Genomic DNA, 19,914 nt, shown 5'->3' on the forward strand with positions numbered 1-19,914 from the left:
AAGCAAATAATGGCTATAATGAATCAGTAATACAACTAGGGAGATTATTAAATTATGGATATTGTTTGGACATGGGATGTTATTCGCCGCATTATTGAAGTCCTATGGTTGATTAACATTGCTTTTGCAGTATGGACTGTTTTTCGTAGTCGTCGGGATATTGCATCAACTTGGGCATGGCTATTAGTCTTAACTATTTTGCCAGTAGTTGGATTTATCCTATATCTTTTTGTGGGACGACAATTATCCCATGATGAGATATTTAGTATTCAAGATGAGCAAAAACAATTACGGACTAAATATCTTGAAAAACAACGAAAATTAAGTGAAGAACATGAATTAATGCCAAAAGGAAGCCGGTTGTCGCGTGATCGTCAGTTGGTTAACCTTTTTTTGAGTTTAAATGATTCAGTAGTAACCTTTAATAATAAAGTTCACGTATTTATTGATGGTAAAAAGAAGTTTGATAAGTTAATTGACGATATAAATCATGCAACTGATCATGTATATATTGAATACTATTCCTTTTATGCTGATAATCTAGGGAAGCGGGTGTTGGCAGCCTTAGAAGATGCAGCTGCACGAGGAGTAAAAGTCCGTGTTCTCTATGATTTAAGTGGGTCTCATGGAACTACTTTCAAATTTTTTAAGCATTTAGAAGAATTAGGTGGAGAAGCGCAAGCGTTTATTGCTGCTGCCAAAGCTTATTTTCAAACGCCACGGTTAAATTATCATCTTCACCGTAAACTAGCTATTATCGATGGCAAGATTGGTTACATTGGTGGATTCAATATCGGTGATCAATACCTTGGCGAAGATCCTAAGTTTGGTTATTGGCGTGATACCCACCTCCGTGTCGTCGGACAAGCAACGATGATGATGACAGTGCGGTTTGCAATGGACTGGAATACAACCTGTCGAAAAACTCATAAAAAGAAAATTGACCTTGAAAAAGAATTTAAGAATTTTGAACTGGTTGCACCAGATAGCGATCCAGATGAGGTCCCAATGCAAATCGTATCTTCTGGGCCGGATAATGAAAATTATTCGATTAGACGGGGATATGAATCAATTATTAGTTCGGCACGAAAATATGTTTATATTCAATCGCCATACCTTATTCCAGAAGATTCAGTGCTGGAAGCATTAGTAATTGCCGCAAGAAGTGGAATTGACGTCCGAATTATGATCCCATGCATGCCTGATCATCCATTTGTTTATCGGGCAACGGAATATTATGCTAAATACTTAGTGAACAACGGGGTAAAAGTTTACAAGTACGATAATGGCTTTATTCATTCAAAGACGATGGTTAGTGGGAGCAACATTGCTTCTGTTGGTTCGGCAAATATGGATTACCGTAGTTTTAGACTTAATTTTGAAGTCAATGCATTTGCGTATAATGAAAAACTAACAGCGCAGTTAAAGCAAGACTTTGAAAATGACATGAAAAAGAGTACGTTACTTACTCCTGAGTATTTTGCTAATCAGTCAAAGTGGCGGAAATTCAAGCAATACTTTTCTCGCTTGCTTTCACCAATACTATAAAATGCAAAAAATGACCAAGGTTTAGCAATTTTGCGCCTTGGTCATTTTTGTTAATAATATTCTTCAATACAATAATTTTTTTGTGAACACTTGTCACAGGTAAGATATCTTGTATTAGGAGTATGACGGGCAAAAAGCCATTTACTAAGCGACACCCTAAACTTATGAAAACAATGAGGACAAATATAGCAAGTATGATGGTAATAATTTATAGCAATATACCAAGTTAAAGCAACTGTAATAAGAATTCCTAATAATAACCATATCAAATTTCCTTGATAAAAAAGAAAGTAAAGAATGCTACCCCAAAGAATGAAGTCGATACTGATACCAATAAGCAATAATTTAATTCGTAACTGTTTTAACTTCTTTGTTTTCTTGATCTTGTCAAAAATACTTTGACTGATATTTCCTGGGAAATCAGAATGTTTATTCAAAAAAGTTTCTAATTGAGATAGACTTGCTAATTGTTCTGAAGCGTCTTTAATTTCCTGCTTGAGTTTTCTTCGTTGGTTAACAATTAGGCTTTTTAGAATATTGTTGTCAGTGTCATTAATAATCTGTTGAATATCTTTTAAGCTGAGGGAGCGAGACAAAAGTCACTTGTGACTTCGTTTTCGAGCCCCCGCAAGCAACAATAGGCCTTTAACGTTCGGTTTTGCCGGACGTTAGAGGCCATTGTTGTACTGCGTATTTGCTTTTTATGAAAGTAACTTAACTTATGTCACAGTCCCTTCTTGAAGTTGTTTAAGGTCTTGATAATTATAATGGCGCAATCCGTTTTCAGTTCGTTTAGCATGAAGCAACCCACGGCGGTCATAGTATTGGATTGTCCTGATTGAAACATTACATTTTTTTGCTAATTGACCAGTCGTATACATATTGACCACTCCTTTCATACTATCAAGTGTAGCTAATGACGTAAGGTCGCGGTCAATAGGAAAAAGGAAAGAAATTAGATTAAAAATATCTTAGTCTCTTTCCTTTTTAAATTTTTAGTAATTAAACAATTCTGTTGAAAGGTAACGGTCACCGCCATCGGGAGCAACAGTAATAACTTGCTTACCCTTACCAAGCTTTTTGGCGACTTCAATCGCACCTTTGATATTAGCACCAGCTGAGATACCAACAAGAATTCCTTCTTGATGACCAACTTCACGTGCCATCGTAATAGCGTCATCGCTCTTAATTTCAAGGATTCCGTTGTAAACATCAGTATCAAGAACTTTCGGGATAAAGCCAGCACTGATCCCTTGAATTTTGTGCTTGCCACCTTTTCCTTCTTTTAATACTGGAGATTCTGCTGGTTCAAGAGCATAAATTTGGACATTAGGATTAGCTTTTTTCAATGCATGACCCACCCCGGTAAGTGTTCCTCCAGTACCAACACCAGCAACAAAGGCGTCAGGAATATCATCGCCAAATGCTTCAAGAATTTCTTTTCCTGTAGTTTCTTCATGAATTGCTGGATTTGCTGGATTATCAAATTGCATTGGCATAAAGTAGCCTTTTTCTTTAACTAGTTCTTCTGCTTTTGCAATTGCACCCTTCATTCCGTCGGCACCGGGAGTAAGAATAAGTTCGGCTCCATAACCTTGCATGAGTTTCCGGCGTTCAACACTCATTGTTTCTGGCATGGTGATGACAAGATGGTATCCCTTGGCAGCGGCAACCATGGCTAGGCCAACACCAGTGTTTCCAGAGGTTGGTTCAACAATAGTGCCACCTGCTTGTAATTTACCAGCTTTTTCAGCTTCTTCAATCATGACAAGGGCAATCCGATCCTTAATTGAACCACCAGGATTAAAGAATTCAAGTTTTACATAAACGTCTGCTGCATCTTCAGGAACAACGCGATTTAACTTAACAATCGGAGTATTACCGATTAAATTTACGATTGAATTAGTGATTTTCGTCATATTAATTACTCCTTTACAAATTGTTGTGTAGCTATGTGATCCGCAACTGAATGAAGCCAATTATCAAAGAATACTCGTTGGGTAGTTGCCCAGCTAAATTCAGGATCTTTCATATGAAGCGGATCGCGAAAGTAGTTTTGCGGCTTGATATACTCAACACCGGGATTAGCATTCCGCTCTCGTAAGTATTCCTTTAAAAGGGCATCCTTTCCGTATTCAAGATGGGAGAAAAGAAAGTATTGGTTCTTTTCTCGAGCGCGGAACGAGAATAAGAAGTTATTTTTGGTCACAGCATTAATAACTAATCGTGAATCTTTCATAATCTTGTCAATATCGAGTTCGGCATAACGAGCATGGGGAGCAAGAAAACCATCAGGTAATCCTTTTAAGAGGGGAGCTTGCGCGCGCAAATAATTGTGGAAGACTCCAAAAATTTTTTCAGGTAATTGAAATTTTGGAATATCATAAAGATAGTTAGCAGCTGCCATCGCGCCCCAGCAAATGTAAAGTTGTGGAATGTTATTGGCAACTAATACGTCAATCAATTGATGAATCTCATCAAGATATGTAATTTCTTCAAATGTGAGTTGTTCGATTGGCGCGCCAGTGATAATAAAAGCATCCATTGTGGCAACTTGTTTAAAATCTAAAGGCTGGGAAATCTCTTGAACAATGTCAGGGACAGGGCGAGAAGTATAGTGTGTTTGAGGGTAAAAGTATTGTACATCAACATTGTAGGATCCCTCAGAAAGTACTTTTGTAAATCGCAGTTGAGTATCTACTTTGTCATGCATTAAGTTAAGAATTCCTATTCTTAATGGATCTGCCGTCATGAAATCACCTCGATATAATCTAAACCAAATTAAAAACTGTCACTAAGCAATACCGTAGATTAACCACGCCTAAATAAGGGCAGTCTAATCTGTCGTGAGTAGTTTAGCAACAGCTTGTAATTTTTTCTATGATGGTGGTGTTAATAAGAATCATGAACGACATCTCCTTATTTTATCGGTCACACTTATTTATAGTAATTAAAGTGTAACCGTTAAAATAAGAAATGTCAATTTGTAGTACTTAACCTTGCTCAACGATTTTACGATACATCCTGGTAGTAAGTCCGTAAATAGCAAAGTAGAGGCATAGGAGGATAAAGGTAATTGAGACGGCAATTATTATCATCAATCGAACATTATAGAAATTAAATTGAATTAGAATTTGCCGAATTGCAGGGATCGCAAAGCAAAGGTTAATTATTGCACCAACTACTGGCAACATAAAGACCATCAATACTTGACTATGAATACTCTTGGTTGTTTCTTTCTCGCTTAAACCAACTTGTTGCATCGTCTTGAAACGATATTGATCTTCATAACCTTCAGTAATTTGTTTAAAGTAAATTACAACAGTTGTCGTGATTCCTAGGGCAAAGCTAATGAGAATTCCTAAAAAGACGATTCCGCCATAGAGACTGGTCAATTGACTACGAAGGTTTGTCCGGGAAGAATATACTTGGTTTGGCAAGTGAAGCTGGGCTTGAAGGTCATTTTCAAAGTTAAGATGAGCTTTCTTACTACCATTTAAGTGATAATTAATTCCTGTGAAGTTAATTGTGGTAGTGTTTGCCGGAAGCATATTTGTGATTATAAAAATTGGCGAATAAATCGCGTGACTTGGATTGAAATAGTAGTGAAAGTCATAGATAGGAGTAGCTTGGTATTTTTGTGTACCAATCTGTAAAGCACCGCGATGCTCTTTAGCAGGGGAATAAATTAAGGCCTTATTTGCTGCTAATTTAACATGTTTATCCGTAATCTGATTATAAGTTGCTGTCGACATGGTAATGACTGTATTGGTAGTTTGATTAGTCATATTCTCTAAATTACCCTGGTTGATGAAACGATTATTTTCCCAATATCCGTATTGCGGAGCGCTCGTTGTAAAGGTAACAGGCTTATTAAGTTGAGCATGGTGTTTTTTGGCAACAGAATTGATGGTCGATTCTTGTTGTGCAGTAAGTTTCTGCGAGGTGATAATTGTAAGGTCGCGTGGGGCATAAGAATTAACCGTATCATTAATGCCGGCATACATAGTTAAAGATGTAAATAAAATTACAAGGACAGAGCTACAGAGTAAACAAATCGTTGCAAGACTAGCACCATTTTGTTCCATCCGTTGTAACATTCCGGAAACCGCGATAAAGTGGCGAGGGCGATAGTAATATCCTTTGTTTTTTTGCAGGAGTTTAAGGACAATGATGCTACCAGCAATAAAAATGAGGTATGTTCCAATCACAACTAAGAAGACGGCAGTCATGAATGTTGTTAAAGCAGATATCCGCGGTTTAACTGTAATTGTAAGATAATAGGCGTAGGCAAGGACTGCAACACCCAAAAGTCCGGCAAAAGTAAAGAACTTACCATGACGCGCGATTTTAGTTTGTTGGGGGTGGTATAATTCGTTTGGATTTAGCTGAAATAGTTTGATCAGATCAATGACCATTAAAATTAAGAAAAAGCCGCCAATGATGACGATTGTATTTATCACAGCGCCCCATTCAATCCAAGGTTGAGATAAATGATCAATTTGCAAGAGATGAGCAAAGCCAAGAAAAGCGAGGCGATCAAAAATAATACCAAATAAAGTCCCGAGAAAAAGACTAATTACTAAAAGATAGCACTTTTCAATGACTGTTAGCACTTGTAAGTTATGTCTCGTCATCCCCAGCATACTATAAAGACCCATTTCTTGTTGACGCTGTTGCCATAAGAAACGATTGACGTAGATCATAAACGCAAGTGTTACAAGGATAATAAAAGTTGATCCTGTTTGCATTAATGCTTTAGTAACTGTCGCACTTGGTAAATCTTTAAGACTGCGATTAATTTCAACTGCCTTAAAAATATAGTTAATAGCGACTAGCATTGTCATTGAGATGAGGTAAGGGACGTAAACTTTAAGATTACGCTTAAAACTCGAATTAATCAGTTTGAGAAAGAGCATCATTATTCACCGCCATTCGTTAAAGTCATCATTGTCTGATTAATTTGTTGTTGGTAGTCTTTAAGGGAAAGATCACCACGATAGAGTTCATGATAGATTCGTCCATCCTTAATGAAGAGTGTGCGCTTAGCATGACTAGCAGCCGCGGCACTGTGCGTAACCATAATAATTGTTTGACCGTTAGCATTAACTTCATCAAAGAGCTCAAGAATTTCGTTACTGGTGTTCGAATCTAGAGCTCCAGTAGGTTCGTCAGCGAGAAGGAGGTCAGGATGGGTAAATAACGCCCGTGCAATGGCAATTCTTTGTTGCTGTCCTCCAGAAATCTCACTTGGAAAACGGTCAATAATTTTATTAATACGTAAGCGATCAATTAAAGGCTTAATCCGTTCTTCCATCGTTGCAACCGGAGTTTTTGCTAGAACAAGTGGTAAGTAAATGTTGTCGCGATTTGAGAGACTATCAAGTAAGTTAAAATGCTGGAAAACAAAGCCGAGGTGTTCCCGTCGATATCGTGCTGCGTCGTCCTTGGAAAGCTGCCGGAGATCTTGGCCATTAAGGATTGCTTGTCCGTTAGTAGCTTGTTCTAAAGTTGCAATTATATTTAATAAGGTACTTTTACCAGCACCAGATTCTCCCATAATTGCAACATACTCTCCCTCTTCAACTTTAAAGGTAATATCTTTTAAGGCCATTACTGGATTGGCAGAGTTACGATTATAGACGCGTTGAACGTGTTGAAGATTTAATAATGTCATAGTAATTTTCCTTTCTGGTAGAGAACTTGTTTTGATTATGTCTTAATTATAAAAAGGTTCTGTGCAACTTCCTACTTACGGAAGTGTACAGAACCTTACAGTTTTGTAAGAATTAGTTTGATGATCTGATATTATCTGGTAAGAAAGATAGAATCGCTGTCGTTCCCTGGGATTGAACTGATGAGATGCTAACCTTGAAATTTAAGTATTCAGTAACTTTTTTAACAAGGTACAATCCCATCCCGGTAGCAGCAGTTGTTCGGTGCCCGTTTTTCCCGGTAAAACCATTATCAAAGATTCGCGGAAGATCATTCATTGAGATGCCGCATCCATGGTCAGCGATCCGCAAAGAATTCATTTCCCAGGAAATATTAATTGTACTATTAGGGGATGAGTATTTGATTGCGTTTGAAAGTAGTTGTTCAATGCAAAAATGCAACCATTTACGATCAGTGAGAACTTTAATTCCGTCCAAGCCGGTTAATTCTGGAATCAATTGTTTATGAATGAAGACCGCAGAATTTTGTTGCAAAATATTATTAATTAAGTTGGCAATATCGATCCATTGAAAATTGTAATCATGATTATTAATCGCTAGTCGTTCGTCATTTAACAACAAATTGAGATAATAGTTAGCTTGGTGGATATTCTTTTTTACTTCTGTACTTGCGACAGTTGGTGAATTTTCTGCCGCGGCATTAAGACTAGTCAAATAGTTTTTAATTTCATGAGTAAATAATTCAAGGTGGTCAAGTTGTTCATGCTGAGTTGCTTGTAACTGTCGAATTGTGTCAATGTTTTTTGCTTGTTCATCTTGCAATAGTTCAACAAGTTTTCCCTCAGTCATATTGGTAGGAGTGAATTTATCGAGCTGAGAAATATTTAAATGGCGCAATCGATAATATTTAATTGCACCACTACCGATAAGCCATACTATAAAAAAGGGAAGAGAAAAGCGAATCACATCGCCCCAAAAAACAGTTGGGAGATTATATAAAATTACTAAAAGCCCAACCAGACCTAAGAGAAAAAGATAGCCAATAGTAGGAAGAAGGATTGAACGCCAAAATAATTTAAAATAACGTTTATTCATTGTTTTCCACCAATCGATAGCCAAGGCCACGTTCTGTGTGAATACATTGCCGTAAACCAATTGTGCTTAGCTTAGTTCTTAACCGACTAATATTAACGTTAAGGGTGTTCTCATTAAGGTATTTGCCACCTTGCCATAACCATTGAAGTAATTGCTCCTTAGAAACGGTTTTATTACGGTGACTGAGTAAAACTTGGAGCATAGCACCTTCAGTTGGAGTGAGCTGGGCAGTACCGTTTTCGTTCATAAGAATATTAGTAAGGGGATTGAATGAATTATGATCCCACATTATTTCTTCTGCGTCAGTCGTTTGCTTATTCCGCCGTAATAAAGCTTGAATTTTAGCTAAAAGCACCGTCATCGCAAATGGCTTCATAATATAATCATCTGCCCCCGCGGCCACTGCATGCATGACATTGGTATCAATTTCAGCCGCAGAAATAACTATAATCGGCACTTGACTATGTTTACGAACCTCTTGAATCCAATAAAAGCCATCGAACGTCAGGAGGGTAATATCAAATAAGACCAGATCTGGGCTTGTAGCAAGAATTTCATTTGCAACGTTTTTCCAGTCGTTAACTGTGATAACATCGTGTTGCCATTTATTTAATTCTTGAGTTGTGGAATGGATAATATCAGGATTATCTTCAGCGATAAATATTTTAGCCATAATTGTTTCCCCGTAAATAGATTTAAACTCATCATACATTAGTTTGTTCAGAAAGGAAAATTTCGATATTGACAATCCTCAGTTACTGATTAAAGATAAGGAAAGGAAGTGATTTTCAATGGATATTAAGGACAACCTATTAACTCTTGCCGATGGAAATGAAATGCCTCAAGAAGGTTTTGGCCTTTATAAGGTAGATGGCCAAGCGACAATGAATCAAGCAGTCAAAAAGGCATATGAAGATGGGTATCGGCTTTTTGATACGGCTCAGTTATACGGAAATGAGCAAGAAGTGGGGACGGCTTTTAAGCAATTAGCCATTCCGCGCGATAATATTTTTGTGACAACTAAAGTGGCAGAAGAAAATCAAGGTTACGATAAGGCCATTGAATCTGTCAAAGAATCCTTACGTAAATTACAAATGGATTACGTTGATTTGTTGCTTGTTCACTGGCCAATTGAACGATCATTTTTTGACACCTGGCGAGCTTTTGAAGAAATGAAAAAGGAAGGGCTTACTAGGTCAATTGGTGTAAGTAATTACCAAATGATTCATCTTCAATATTTGGCAACCCAAGCAAATGAAATGCCAGTTGTTGATCAAATTGAGTTGCATCCGCTATTAACACAAAAACCACTATTAGAATTTAATCGTCAACATCAAATAGTAACGCAAGCCTGGAGTCCATTAGGGCGAGGAGCAGTTCTCAATGAACCAGTATTAAAAGATATTGCTGCTGCTCATAATAAATCTACTGCGCAAATTATACTGCGGTGGCATCTCCAGAATGGTGTTTCTTTTATTCCCAAGTCAGTTCATGAAGAGAGAATTGCCCAAAACGCTGATATTTACAATTTTGAACTTAACGCCCAAGAAATGGCACAGATAGATGCATTAAATGCTTATCATCGTACTGGTCGTGAACCAGAATTAGTTTATGAATACAATAAACAATATTAAACAAAAAACAGCAAATTGACTGAATTTTCAATCTCTTTGCTGTTTTTAGATTTATTCTAAGCCCATTGCTTTGGCATAGGCTGCTTCTTCTTTACTGAGACGTTGACGTTCACGTTCGTTGTACCATGGTGAAATGGTAAAGGCGAGAACATCATTAATAAGGTAAATCGAGCTATTAACGGCCATTGCTAAAGTAGCAGATCCTTGCTTGTAAGAAACAAACCAGAGTACTAGTTGTGCAAGACCAGATGCAAGCCACCAGAAATATTGATTGTTAAAACGCAAGAAGCAAATAACACCAGCGGAAAGACTAATAGAAAAGCTGATTGCATCAATCCATGGTCGTGGATCGTCAGTAAGATGACCGATTAAATAACCAGAAACGAGATAGACAATAATTGTTGCAATGATGGCAACCGTCCATGAACGAGCATTGAATTTACGGATCTTTGATGCCATGTTAACATTCCAATTTGCGGAAAGTAATACTGGTAAATCGAGGGTAATAACATAGGCGATTTGTTCGGCAATACTTAAATAATTTTTAGCACTAAAACCAGCAATGATGAAACATAATGCCGATAAAATACCTAAGAAACCATTTACCGACTTAGCAGCATTAATTGCTAAAACGCAAAGTACTCCAAGCGTGGTTCCAATAAATGTAATGACAGTTACCCGCGTTATTGGAGCACTAACTAAAGTCATTACCTGACAGCCAAGACTGAAAAAGAATAGGTAATAATTTTGTTGTGGCCAGCCCTTTAATTGGTGGGCAAGAAATTTAAAATAATCGCTAATCATTAATCTAACTCCCTCTACTATATGTTGTGCAATTTTGTGGTTACTGCCGGCTAGTAACACAAGATGTTGTGGATGTAAAAAAGCAACGTTTAATAGTATACCGGGTCAAAATCAGGGATGCAATACCCAAAAGTTTATTTAATCAGTCGCTTAGATTAATTGAAGGGCGGAAAATTAACCCTATCGTTGAAAATAATAAATTTAAAAATTTCCTTTAGCGGATTACGAAATATCGAATGACTTATCAATACTATAATTCAATTTTAACAATTTTAACTTTATATGAAGATTGCGGCGCTTCAACAGTTACAGTGATCCCAGCTGTTTTGTGAAGAAGGGCTTGACCAAGGGGAGAATCAAAGGAGATTTTTTGTTTGGCAAGATCAGCTTCCTGCTTTCCCACAATATGATAAGTTTCTTGTTCATGGTCATCTTCAAATTCAATTATCACGGTTGTCCCTAAATCAATAGTGTGATCATTCTTGGGGGTCACAATTTCAGCATATTGAAGCTGTTTATTGAGGTACCGAAGCCTGCTCTCAAGGTGGCGTAATTCACGCTTAGCAGTACTATATTCTGTATTTTCGGATAAGTCACCAAGCGCACGGGCTGCTTTTAATTGTCCAATTTTTGCAGGTCTTTGCTGTTGTAATTTTGCAATTTGTTCTTCAATTTCATGATAGCCATTTGCAGTCATTTTTTGAAAATAGACATTTTTCATTGCTTCTTGGATCTTTTTTCGTTGCATTGGTATAGTTTCTCCTTGTATATTAGCAATCTTGTTATATTTACTAGATATAATTATGATATGATAGAAAGGAAAATTCAATTTGGAGACGGAGGATATATAGATAATGAACGAACAAGAACAACATATTGACCAGTTTCTTACTTCGTCCAACTATCATCAGTTATCTGCTAATCAGCAAAAGCATGCACAGGATATTTTGACGCGTTTTAATAACCAGATGGCAAATGATCAGCATTTGACCGATACTACTTGGACACCAGAAGCAGTAAAAGCGGTCATGGTCGGGGAATTCATCGCTGATCCAGCACTAACTAATCAATTTGGAATTGCGGTTGTTCCAGTTTTGCGAGCTTATCAAGAATTTTTGAAAGTTGAAAATCTTGCGGAAGTTGTAAAAGCAATGGAAGAACAACGGACAAAGATGAACGAGTGTCGGAAAGCACATAAGACATGGGCCCAATTACATGGGGATGCGGAAAATGACGAAGCAGAAGCAACCTCGGTTCAAGCAAGTCCTGCTAAAAAAGAAATTACATGGACACCTGAGAAGTTCAAGGACTTATCAGCAAATGTGCAACAAGCTATTAAGTCTGCTTCCCAATTCAATAATCTTGAATTAGATGATGTTGAGTTGAACTATGTTGTGCAAGAGTTCTTGGAATTAATGGTACAAGAATGCAATGAATATCCAGGTCAATGGACTTTCAGCAACTTGCAACGCGTATTGGGCATGATGATGCCATTAGATCCACATATTTCAATTAAGCAAATTCACAACATCGTACCGAGTGCGCAGGCCTTGTTTGAATACTTGAAGCAAAATGATTACATCAACATGGATCAATACAAGTTGGGCTTAAAGGCAATTGCTAATATGCAACCATCAGAAGACATGCTTGCCTCATTAAATCGTGATGAGCGTGAAACTCAATTAGTTTTATCATTCATCAATAGTAATGGTATCGATACTGATGATGCAGATGTAGCAGAAGCGTGGATGGACGAACATAAGCAGGAAGTTGCTGACTTTATGCGTGGTCTCTTGAATCCATGGGGCGAATATGAACGTAAACGCCTGCTCAAGCGTCAACGCGAAATGCAACAAAAGCAACAAGTGGCTAAGAGTAACGATAACCAAGTTGATTCACAATTAAAGCGGAAAAAGAAGTCCCTTCAAGGAATCAAGTTTAGTAAAAAGGCTCGGCGGAAATTACGTCGCCATTAATTTTTTAAGAGGAGGAATCCACAATGAGCGTTGAAATTCCAGAAAATATGGAAGAAGTAGCAATGCAGCTGGCTCAACATCAGGTACGTGGTGAGCAAGTTGACGAAAAGACTGTTATTCAAAATGCTGTTCGGGATATACTCCAAGCATTTTTTGATGAAGCTCTTGAAGGTCATTATGATGATGTGAAGTGGGATGGGGATGACCTAGTCGTTACGGATATTATGGGTGATGAAGTAGGACGCATTCAACCACAATCGAGCTCATTTGTTGATGACTTTAAGAACGATGCTGATTCATTAATTGAACGGCTTGAAAATGCGACAGCCAAAATTGTTGGTGGTCGTTAAGCTTTTTATCGAAATAGAAAATGACCCGTGGAAATTTCCGCGAGTCATTTTCTATTTTAAAGCCGATTTTTAATTTCGTAGGGCTTTGATTTTTCGTGCTCAGCTGGTAAGGCATCCTTAGCGTAAAAAATTGCGTATTCTTTATCGTTAGGATCTTTGGCGATGACAAGTTCATCATTGTGACGTGCTTGTTTAAAAATTTGTCCCTTTCGAACAGCTTCATTATAGTCATGAATATTAGCGACTGAATCGCCTGGATTAAAGAAAATTCTTGTTTCCATTATAAGTTCCTCCTCATGCACGACTTGGCAAATCAATTTGTGCTTTTGCTAGAATATGATCCTTGGCTGCGTGGATGAAGTCATTGAGCCAGTATTTATTTTCTAAGGGTAGAGTATCGTCTAACGCAAACACCATTAAAGTATAATCATGAGTTTTGTCGGGAGGTTGTGGACCCACATAACCACTAGTAATCAATGGGTTTCCACTAACCAACGAGCCGGCATTGCTATTATTCCCCTGCACAAATTTATCTGCTAATTCTCGACTAGCATTTGCAGGGATATCTGTTAACGTTGCTGGAATGTTGGCGGCTAACCAGTGGATCCAAGTGAAGCCACAGACAGGGGTTGAGTCATAATCGATAAAGACGAGTGCAAATGTCTTTGTATCTGCTGGTGCGTCGGTAATTTTAATTGGAAATGACTTAATTGGATGGTCAGCTAGCATATCAGCTGCTGGCGCATATTTACCATATTCATCTGCTAACATCCCATTAACTAATGGTACTGAGATTTGCATAAAAATTCCTCCTTATAAGACAATTATAATCGAGCCTAATCTAAATACAATTTTCGTAAATCTTTTATTTCGGTAGGAGTAATATCAAGGTAGTTGTTGAGATACTGATTAATATTTCCATAAGTCTGGGTAATATTTTTGATTGCTGTATTTAAGTAATCAGGAGCTACTGAGGCAAGGGCAGCCCGATTTGTCACTAGTGCCTCGCTGGCTCCATGATTCCGCATATCTTGCAGCCAGTGATTACGAAAATCCTGAGTAACAGTATTCGTTAGCAGGTAATCTTCCATAATAATCTTTTGCTCAACGCCAAGGGCACTGAGGATGAGATAAGCAGCCATTCCTGTCCGATCTTTACCAGCAGTACAATGAAATAGCAAGGCACCGCGTTCATTATTCAATAAGAGATTAAATAATTTCTGGTAAGCCTGCTTAGCTGAAGCAGCCGTGGTCATTCGGTGATAAACATCAATCATATGGTGATAACCGTTTCCTGGCTGTTGCATCTGTGCGGCGATTTCCTCATCACTATGTGAGGCGTCTGTTTCGTCGGCTTCGAAAACAGGTAAATGATAATATTTTGCTTGGGAAGGCACTCGATCAGGATCTTTCTTTACTTCGTCGGGAGCACGGAGGTCAATATCGAGCGAAATAGGAATATTATCTAAAACGGTGAGATCATTTTGATCTAAATGAGCAAGTGAACCAGTACGAATAAGACGATGCCATTTTATTTGATGACCATCTGCTGTGGGATAACCTCCAAGATCACGAAAATTATAGCCATTTTTTATTGGAAGTAAGCGTTGGTTAGCCATGAGAATCCTCCTCGTATTAACTCTTACTACTATTGTACACTGAATTGAGATAAAAGAGGTTGTAAAGCTTGTGCAAGCATTTTTCCTTCAGTAATAGCGCCCGCTTGGTCAGGATGGAGCCCATCAGTAAAGCTATGGTGCCAAGTTTTAGTTTCAATTATCGAACAGTTATGTTTAGTGGCAATTGTGCGGATCGCAGAAGCAAAGGTCTGACTAAAAGGAATCATGATTGCTAAGGGAGCATGAGGAAAAGTTAGCTTAACTTGCTGAATAAAAAGATCGAAAGCGGCAATAAATTGAGTTAGAGGGAAACGACGGTCATTAACGCCTAAATTAATCACGTTGAGATCAGGGTGATTAGGCGTCCATAATGTCTGATTGTCAATTTTTCCTAAAAAGACATCGGCAGTTGGGACCCCGCCAGTAGCAGGTCTTAACACTCCCCCAGCAGAGTAGGCTATTCGAACACTATCGACATTAAGCAGATCTGCACAAATTCCCGCATAGTTAGTTTCTGGTCGGTAGTCAGCAGCAGGATGATTGCCAACTACCCAACAACCGGCCGTGATTGAATCACCGATAAAGTTGACCACAGGACGCTGCGGGGCTGCCATAATTGCGCCGTTATCGAGATAAATGTTTTTAATTGCAAAGCCTTCATTACCTTGCCACACTTCGTCAATGTCGGAATTACCGGCTGCCATTATTTCGATGGTATGTAATATCGAATCAAGTGGAATATCAATTTTTTCTAAGCTAGCTTGTGCTCGTTGCCACTTTCCGCCATCAATTCGAAATGCAAACACTTGGCTAGGAGATAGGGAATTTTGATTTGGCAAAACAGTAATTTGACATTTTTTAGCATTTGAAACCTTAAAACGAAGGTAGCTTCCAAGGTTAGTGGTGTATAAGGTGGGCATATTATTAATCTTTTTAACGGTCCAGCGTCCAGTACGTGAAGCAAATTTAATTAGATCAGTTGGTTGGTAGTTCTTCATTTAAATCCTCCAATTATTTATGACTAGTGTAGCATTAAAGAAGAAATTATGTATATCATCCCTTATCCTTTGCAACCGTTTTCTTAGTTGTGTTTAATTATTTGTAAGCGCTTATTGACGAGATGGTTAAAAAGTAGTAAATTATATTTAGTAAAAGTTTACTAATGTTTGTTTGATGTATGGAGGTTATTCTGATGGATAAGCAACAATTTTTAGCTGAATACCAAGATGTATTTAAGGAACCGGGGAAGGATGTATTTTTCTCACCAGGACGGATTAATGTGATCGGGGAACATACTGATTATAATGGTGGTCATGTTTTTCCATGTGCAATCAGTATTGGGACCTATGGGGTATATGGACCGCGTGAGGACACAACAGTCGCCATTTACTCAGCTAATTCAGCAAAAGAAGAAGACAGTAAGATTATTACTTTTGACATTAATGATACAGAACCGCAAAGTGCTAAAGATGAAAAGTGGGTTAACTACTTTAAGGGGATGCTGGTTTATCTAAAGCAACGGGGCTTCAAGATTGATCACGGATTTAACTTATACATCCACGGTTTTCTTCCTTATGGTTCAGGCTTATCATCATCAGCATCAATTGAAATGTTGATGGGAAATATCTTGAAGGATGAATTTAATCTTGATATTGATGAAATTGAATTAGTTAAACTTGGCCAAAAGACTGAAAATGATTTCGTTGGTCTTAATTCCGGAATCATGGACCAATTTGCTGTCGGAATGGGTAAAGAAAATAACGCAATTTATCTTGACTGCAACACTCTTGAATATAAGTATTTGCCACTTGAACTTGGCGATTATGAAATCATTATCATGAGTACTAATAAGAACCACTCCTTAGCTGGTTCCAAATACAACGAACGGGTCCAAGAATGTGAAGAAGCAGTTAAACGTCTTAACAAGAAGCTTAATATTAACAAACTTGGTGAACTAGACTCCGATACATTTGATCAATACACCTACTTAATTGATGATGACACGCTGATTCGTCGTGCCCGTCATGCAGTTAGTGAAAATGAACGGACAAAGAAAGCCATTGATGCAATGGAAAAGGGCGATCTTGAAGAATTAGGCCGTCTGATCAATGCTTCTCATGTATCACTTAAATATGATTATGAAGTGACTGGTAAAGAACTTGATACCTTAGCAGAAAACGCATGGGGTCAACCAGGTTGCCTTGGTGCTCGAATGGTCGGCGGTGGATTTGCCGGCAGTGCGATTGCCATTGTTAAGAAGTCAGAAGCAGAAAACTTCAAAAAGAATGTTGGAAAGATCTACCGGGACAAGATTGGTTACGATGCCAGTTTCTATGATGCTGAAGTTGTTGATGGACCACATAAGCTTTAATAGTATTTTAGTGGGGGAATGAGAAAATGAAGTTAATGGAAAAGTTTGCTGACCAAGTGATTGCTAGTGGAACTTATGAACCACTCGACCGGATCTATGTCTTAAACAAGATTCGGGGCTTTGTTGGTGATGAAGATGTTGAAGCTAAAGATGATGAATCTGTTGTTAGTCAACTTGTTGATTTAGCTGTTAAACGCGGGAAAATTGATGATGGTCAAACTGCTAAGGAAATTTTAAACGATCAGCTTTATGATTTGATGACCCCAACGCCATCAGTAGTTAATCATAAATTCTGGGAAAAGTACCAACAATCTCCATCAAGTGCGACTGATTGGTTCTATAACTTATGTACTAGCAACGACTATGTTAAAGTAGCTGCTATCAAGAAGAATGTTGTCTTTGATAAACCAACTAAGTACGGCAATCTTGAAATTACCATCAATCTTTCAAAGCCAGAAAAGGATCCCCAAGCAATTGCAGCGGCTGCTCATGATACCGCTAAGAAGTATCCACAATGTGCCCTTTGCATGGAAAATGAGGGTTACAAGGGACGTCTTGGACAGGCAGCACGAAGCAACCACCGTATTATTCGAATTACAGTAGGGGGGCAACAATGGGGATTCCAGTATTCTCCATATGCTTACTTCCACGAACACTGTATCTTCCTTGATAGTAAGCATGAGCCAATGGAGATTAATCGGCAAACTTTAATTAACTTAGTTGAAATTGAAAAGCAATTCCCAGCTTATTTCGTTGGAAGCAATGCGGATTTACCAATCGTTGGTGGATCAATGCTTGCTCATGAACACTACCAAGGTGGTAAGCATATTTTCCCAATGATGAAAGCCTCTATTAAGAAAGAATTGTACTTTGATGAATATCCAGCTGTTAATGCAGGAATCGTTAACTGGCCAATGAGTGATATTCGTTTAACTAGTACCGATACTGAGCAACTAATTGATCTTGGTACACATATTATTAAGGTATGGGATCAATACAGTGATGAAAGTCTTGATATTAAGGCTTTTGATGGTGAACTTCGTCATCATACTGTTACCCCAATTATGCATCGGGAAGGCGATAAGTTTGTTCTTGATTTAGTTTTGCGGGATAATAATACTAATGATGAATATCCACTCGGAATCTTCCATCCACATGAAAAGCTATGGCACATTAAAAAGGAAAATATCGGTTTGATTGAAGTGATGGGTCGTGCTATCTTACCAGCGCGGCTTAAGGATGAGTTAAATGAAGTCAAGAAGTTTTGGCTTGGTGCTGAAAATAAGATTGCAGATAGTCATCTTCCATGGGCAAAAGAAGTTCAGTCAAGGATTAATATCACCGCGGATAATGTCGATGAGGTTATGGAACAAGAACTTGCTAATGTCTTTGCTAATGTTTTGGAAAATGCGGGAGTCTTTAAGGATAACACAGCTGGAAATGAAGGTTGGCAACGATTCGTTGATGCTTTAAAATAGTTTTAACCTAAAATGAAGAAAGGGGCGCTGAAGCAGTATGGCAGTAACATTACATGATATCGCGGATAAAGCAGGGGTATCTATTGCGACTGTATCGCGAATTTTAAATAATGATGTGACGCTTTCTGTAAATGAAAAGACACGTCAGCGAGTGTTAGCCACTGCCGAAGAGTTTAACTATACTAAGCATAAGCGAGCACGTAATAACCAAGTACAACGAGTAGCTGTTGTTCAATGGTATTCTCTTACACAAGAATTAGATGACCTGTATTACATGGCAATTCGGATGGAAATCGAACGAGCAGCGCAACAACAGGGACTACAGACTGTTCCCGTTTATCAAAACAATATGGAAGAAATTCCTCGGGATGTTACGGGTATCATCGCGATTGGAAAGTTTAGTGATTCGCAAGTTCAAGCATTGCGGTTAGTAACTTCTAATATTGTGTTTGTTGATTACGATAGTTTGGCTGCCGGTTACGATTGCTTAGTACCGGACTTTGAAAATGCAGTGTGGTCAGTTATCTCAGAATTTGTTAGCGAAGGAATTAATGATATTGGTATGTTGGCAGGAACTGAAAAGACAACGGATCAACAAATTGTTCCTGATTTGCGGCGATTCTATTTTGAAAGTAACTTGCGTCAACAAAACCTTTATCATCCAGAATTTATATTTGCTGGCGACTACACCTCGATGTCAGGATATAACGCGATGAAAAAGGCAATTGCGACGCTTGGTGACCGTATGCCGCATGGAATCTTTGTAGCAAATGATCCGATGGCAGTTGGCGCGCTTAAAGCGATTCAAGAAGCCAAAATTAACGTTCCAAATCGAATCGCCTTGATTAGTTTTAACGATACGGCAATCGTTAAGTACGTTTATCCAAGCATGTCAGCAGTACACGTTGCCACTGATGAAATGGCACATGCCGCAGTTGATATGATGATTAAACGGTTGCAGAATCCGAATAATGACCCATGCAAGACAGTTGTCGGAACTCACTTGATCAAACGGCAAACAACCCGATAGCATATGAAAAATGATTCAGTTTTGATAGTAATGGCGTTATTGCTTTTACTAATTGAAACTGAATCATTTTATTTTTTTATTCTGGTGGATTATAGAATGAAATTAGCCACCCAGTTGGTGGTAAATAAAAAACGCCACTCGGCGTGACATTAGGTATCATATTAAGTGAACCAAACCTATATGAAAGGATATCCGTCAAATGACGCACTTAAATGATACCATGTCTACTAGTTTATTGACTACTCATAAAAAGAATACTCATCTTACTAAAGAAGAACGTGTGATGATTGCGACTTTAAAGTCGCAAGGACTTTCCAATCGCGCAATTGGTCGC

At 38.2% G+C, this 19,914-nt stretch carries 21 protein-coding genes; 8 read left to right on the plus strand and 13 right to left on the minus strand.

Going from position 1 to position 19,914, the window contains the following annotated elements; genetic code table 11:
• Nucleotides 1-54 precede the first annotated feature (54 nt).
• Entirely contained in the window at nt 55-1,548 is a 1,494-nt protein-coding gene (gene cls, locus QOS06_RS04280; protein ID WP_085678539.1) for a cardiolipin synthase, read from the plus strand.
• A gap of 719 nt (nt 1,549-2,267) precedes the next feature.
• On the opposite strand, the gene QOS06_RS04285 is transcribed toward cls, so the two are convergent.
• The 7 genes from QOS06_RS04285 to QOS06_RS04315 form a co-directional block, all read right to left on the minus strand.
• Complete coding sequence (locus tag QOS06_RS04285) at nt 2,268-2,429, minus strand: MerR family DNA-binding transcriptional regulator (RefSeq protein ID WP_224758123.1); 162 nt, start codon at nt 2,427-2,429, stop codon at nt 2,268-2,270.
• Between the two features lie 114 nt (nt 2,430-2,543).
• On the minus strand, nt 2,544-3,467 hold the full coding sequence (cysK, locus tag QOS06_RS04290; RefSeq protein WP_085678542.1) for a cysteine synthase A: 924 nt from the start codon (nt 3,465-3,467) through the stop codon (nt 2,544-2,546).
• A gap of 5 nt (nt 3,468-3,472) precedes the next feature.
• Nucleotides 3,473-4,300 (minus strand): homoserine O-acetyltransferase/O-succinyltransferase family protein, encoded by an 828-nt coding sequence (locus tag QOS06_RS04295; protein ID WP_085678545.1) that lies wholly within the window; start codon nt 4,298-4,300, stop codon nt 3,473-3,475.
• A gap of 241 nt (nt 4,301-4,541) precedes the next feature.
• The gene (locus QOS06_RS04300) at nt 4,542-6,470 is read right to left on the minus strand and encodes an ABC transporter permease (RefSeq protein ID WP_078009854.1); all 1,929 of its coding nucleotides are present in this window, start codon (nt 6,468-6,470) and stop codon (nt 4,542-4,544) included.
• On the minus strand, nt 6,470-7,225 hold the full coding sequence (locus QOS06_RS04305) for an ABC transporter ATP-binding protein (protein WP_078009855.1): 756 nt from the start codon (nt 7,223-7,225) through the stop codon (nt 6,470-6,472). The genes QOS06_RS04300 and QOS06_RS04305 overlap by 1 nt, the downstream gene beginning before the upstream one ends.
• Before the next feature lie 112 nt (nt 7,226-7,337).
• Entirely contained in the window at nt 7,338-8,318 is a 981-nt protein-coding gene (locus QOS06_RS04310; protein ID WP_152700075.1) for a sensor histidine kinase, read from the minus strand.
• On the minus strand, nt 8,311-9,030 hold the full coding sequence (locus tag QOS06_RS04315) for a response regulator transcription factor (RefSeq protein WP_283595552.1): 720 nt from the start codon (nt 9,028-9,030) through the stop codon (nt 8,311-8,313). Before QOS06_RS04315 ends, QOS06_RS04310 begins: the two co-directional genes overlap by 8 nt.
• A 79-nt stretch (nt 9,031-9,109) precedes the next feature.
• Here QOS06_RS04315 and QOS06_RS04320 point away from each other — a divergent pair, with 79 nt between their 5' ends.
• Nucleotides 9,110-9,952 carry an aldo/keto reductase gene (locus tag QOS06_RS04320; protein WP_003669840.1) on the plus strand — a complete coding sequence of 281 codons (843 nt, stop codon included), beginning with the start codon at nt 9,110-9,112 and terminating at the stop codon, nt 9,950-9,952.
• 51 nt (nt 9,953-10,003) lie between these two features.
• Here the strand turns inward: QOS06_RS04320 and pnuC are convergent, their stop codons facing one another.
• Both pnuC and greA read right to left on the minus strand, forming a co-directional pair.
• Nucleotides 10,004-10,756 (minus strand): nicotinamide riboside transporter PnuC, encoded by a 753-nt coding sequence (gene pnuC, locus QOS06_RS04325; protein WP_085650213.1) that lies wholly within the window; start codon nt 10,754-10,756, stop codon nt 10,004-10,006.
• Nucleotides 10,757-11,006: 250 nt separating this feature from the next.
• A complete protein-coding gene (greA, locus tag QOS06_RS04330; RefSeq protein ID WP_085650212.1) occupies nt 11,007-11,504 on the minus strand; it encodes a transcription elongation factor GreA in 498 nt (165 codons plus the stop codon).
• 106 nt (nt 11,505-11,610) lie between these two features.
• Here greA and QOS06_RS04335 point away from each other — a divergent pair, with 106 nt between their 5' ends.
• A complete protein-coding gene (locus QOS06_RS04335) occupies nt 11,611-12,732 on the plus strand; it encodes a hypothetical protein (protein WP_003669843.1) in 1,122 nt (373 codons plus the stop codon).
• A gap of 23 nt (nt 12,733-12,755) precedes the next feature.
• Nucleotides 12,756-13,082, plus strand: a complete 327-nt coding sequence (locus QOS06_RS04340; protein WP_003669844.1) for a hypothetical protein — start codon at nt 12,756-12,758, stop codon at nt 13,080-13,082.
• 56 nt (nt 13,083-13,138) lie between these two features.
• On the opposite strand, the gene QOS06_RS04345 is transcribed toward QOS06_RS04340, so the two are convergent.
• The 4 genes from QOS06_RS04345 to QOS06_RS04360 are packed head-to-tail and all read right to left on the minus strand — an operon-like array spanning nt 13,139 to nt 15,699.
• Nucleotides 13,139-13,363 (minus strand): hypothetical protein, encoded by a 225-nt coding sequence (locus QOS06_RS04345; protein WP_003664967.1) that lies wholly within the window; start codon nt 13,361-13,363, stop codon nt 13,139-13,141.
• A 13-nt stretch (nt 13,364-13,376) separates the two neighbouring features.
• On the minus strand, nt 13,377-13,883 hold the full coding sequence (locus QOS06_RS04350; RefSeq protein ID WP_003669845.1) for a YbhB/YbcL family Raf kinase inhibitor-like protein: 507 nt from the start codon (nt 13,881-13,883) through the stop codon (nt 13,377-13,379).
• A gap of 35 nt (nt 13,884-13,918) precedes the next feature.
• Nucleotides 13,919-14,701, minus strand: coding sequence for a tyrosine-protein phosphatase (locus tag QOS06_RS04355; RefSeq protein WP_003669846.1), 783 nt, complete (start codon nt 14,699-14,701; stop codon nt 13,919-13,921).
• Between the two features lie 29 nt (nt 14,702-14,730).
• Nucleotides 14,731-15,699 (minus strand): SGNH/GDSL hydrolase family protein, encoded by a 969-nt coding sequence (locus QOS06_RS04360; protein ID WP_078010073.1) that lies wholly within the window; start codon nt 15,697-15,699, stop codon nt 14,731-14,733.
• Between the two features lie 194 nt (nt 15,700-15,893).
• Between QOS06_RS04360 and QOS06_RS04365 the strand changes: the two genes are divergently transcribed.
• The 4 genes from QOS06_RS04365 to QOS06_RS04380 form a co-directional block, all read left to right on the plus strand.
• Nucleotides 15,894-17,072, plus strand: coding sequence for a galactokinase (locus QOS06_RS04365; RefSeq protein WP_085650210.1), 1,179 nt, complete (start codon nt 15,894-15,896; stop codon nt 17,070-17,072).
• A 26-nt stretch (nt 17,073-17,098) separates the two neighbouring features.
• Entirely contained in the window at nt 17,099-18,550 is a 1,452-nt protein-coding gene (locus QOS06_RS04370) for a UDP-glucose--hexose-1-phosphate uridylyltransferase (protein ID WP_085650209.1), read from the plus strand.
• Between the two features lie 37 nt (nt 18,551-18,587).
• Complete coding sequence (locus QOS06_RS04375) at nt 18,588-19,580, plus strand: LacI family DNA-binding transcriptional regulator (protein ID WP_085650208.1); 993 nt, start codon at nt 18,588-18,590, stop codon at nt 19,578-19,580.
• Between the two features lie 199 nt (nt 19,581-19,779).
• A partial coding sequence (locus QOS06_RS04380; protein ID WP_349496567.1) for a helix-turn-helix domain-containing protein occupies nt 19,780-19,914 on the plus strand: 135 nt, incomplete at its 3' end.

It is taken from the genome of Limosilactobacillus sp. DJ3M12, assembly GCF_947381695.1.
In the GTDB taxonomy this organism is placed as follows: domain Bacteria; phylum Bacillota; class Bacilli; order Lactobacillales; family Lactobacillaceae; genus Limosilactobacillus; species Limosilactobacillus kinnaridis.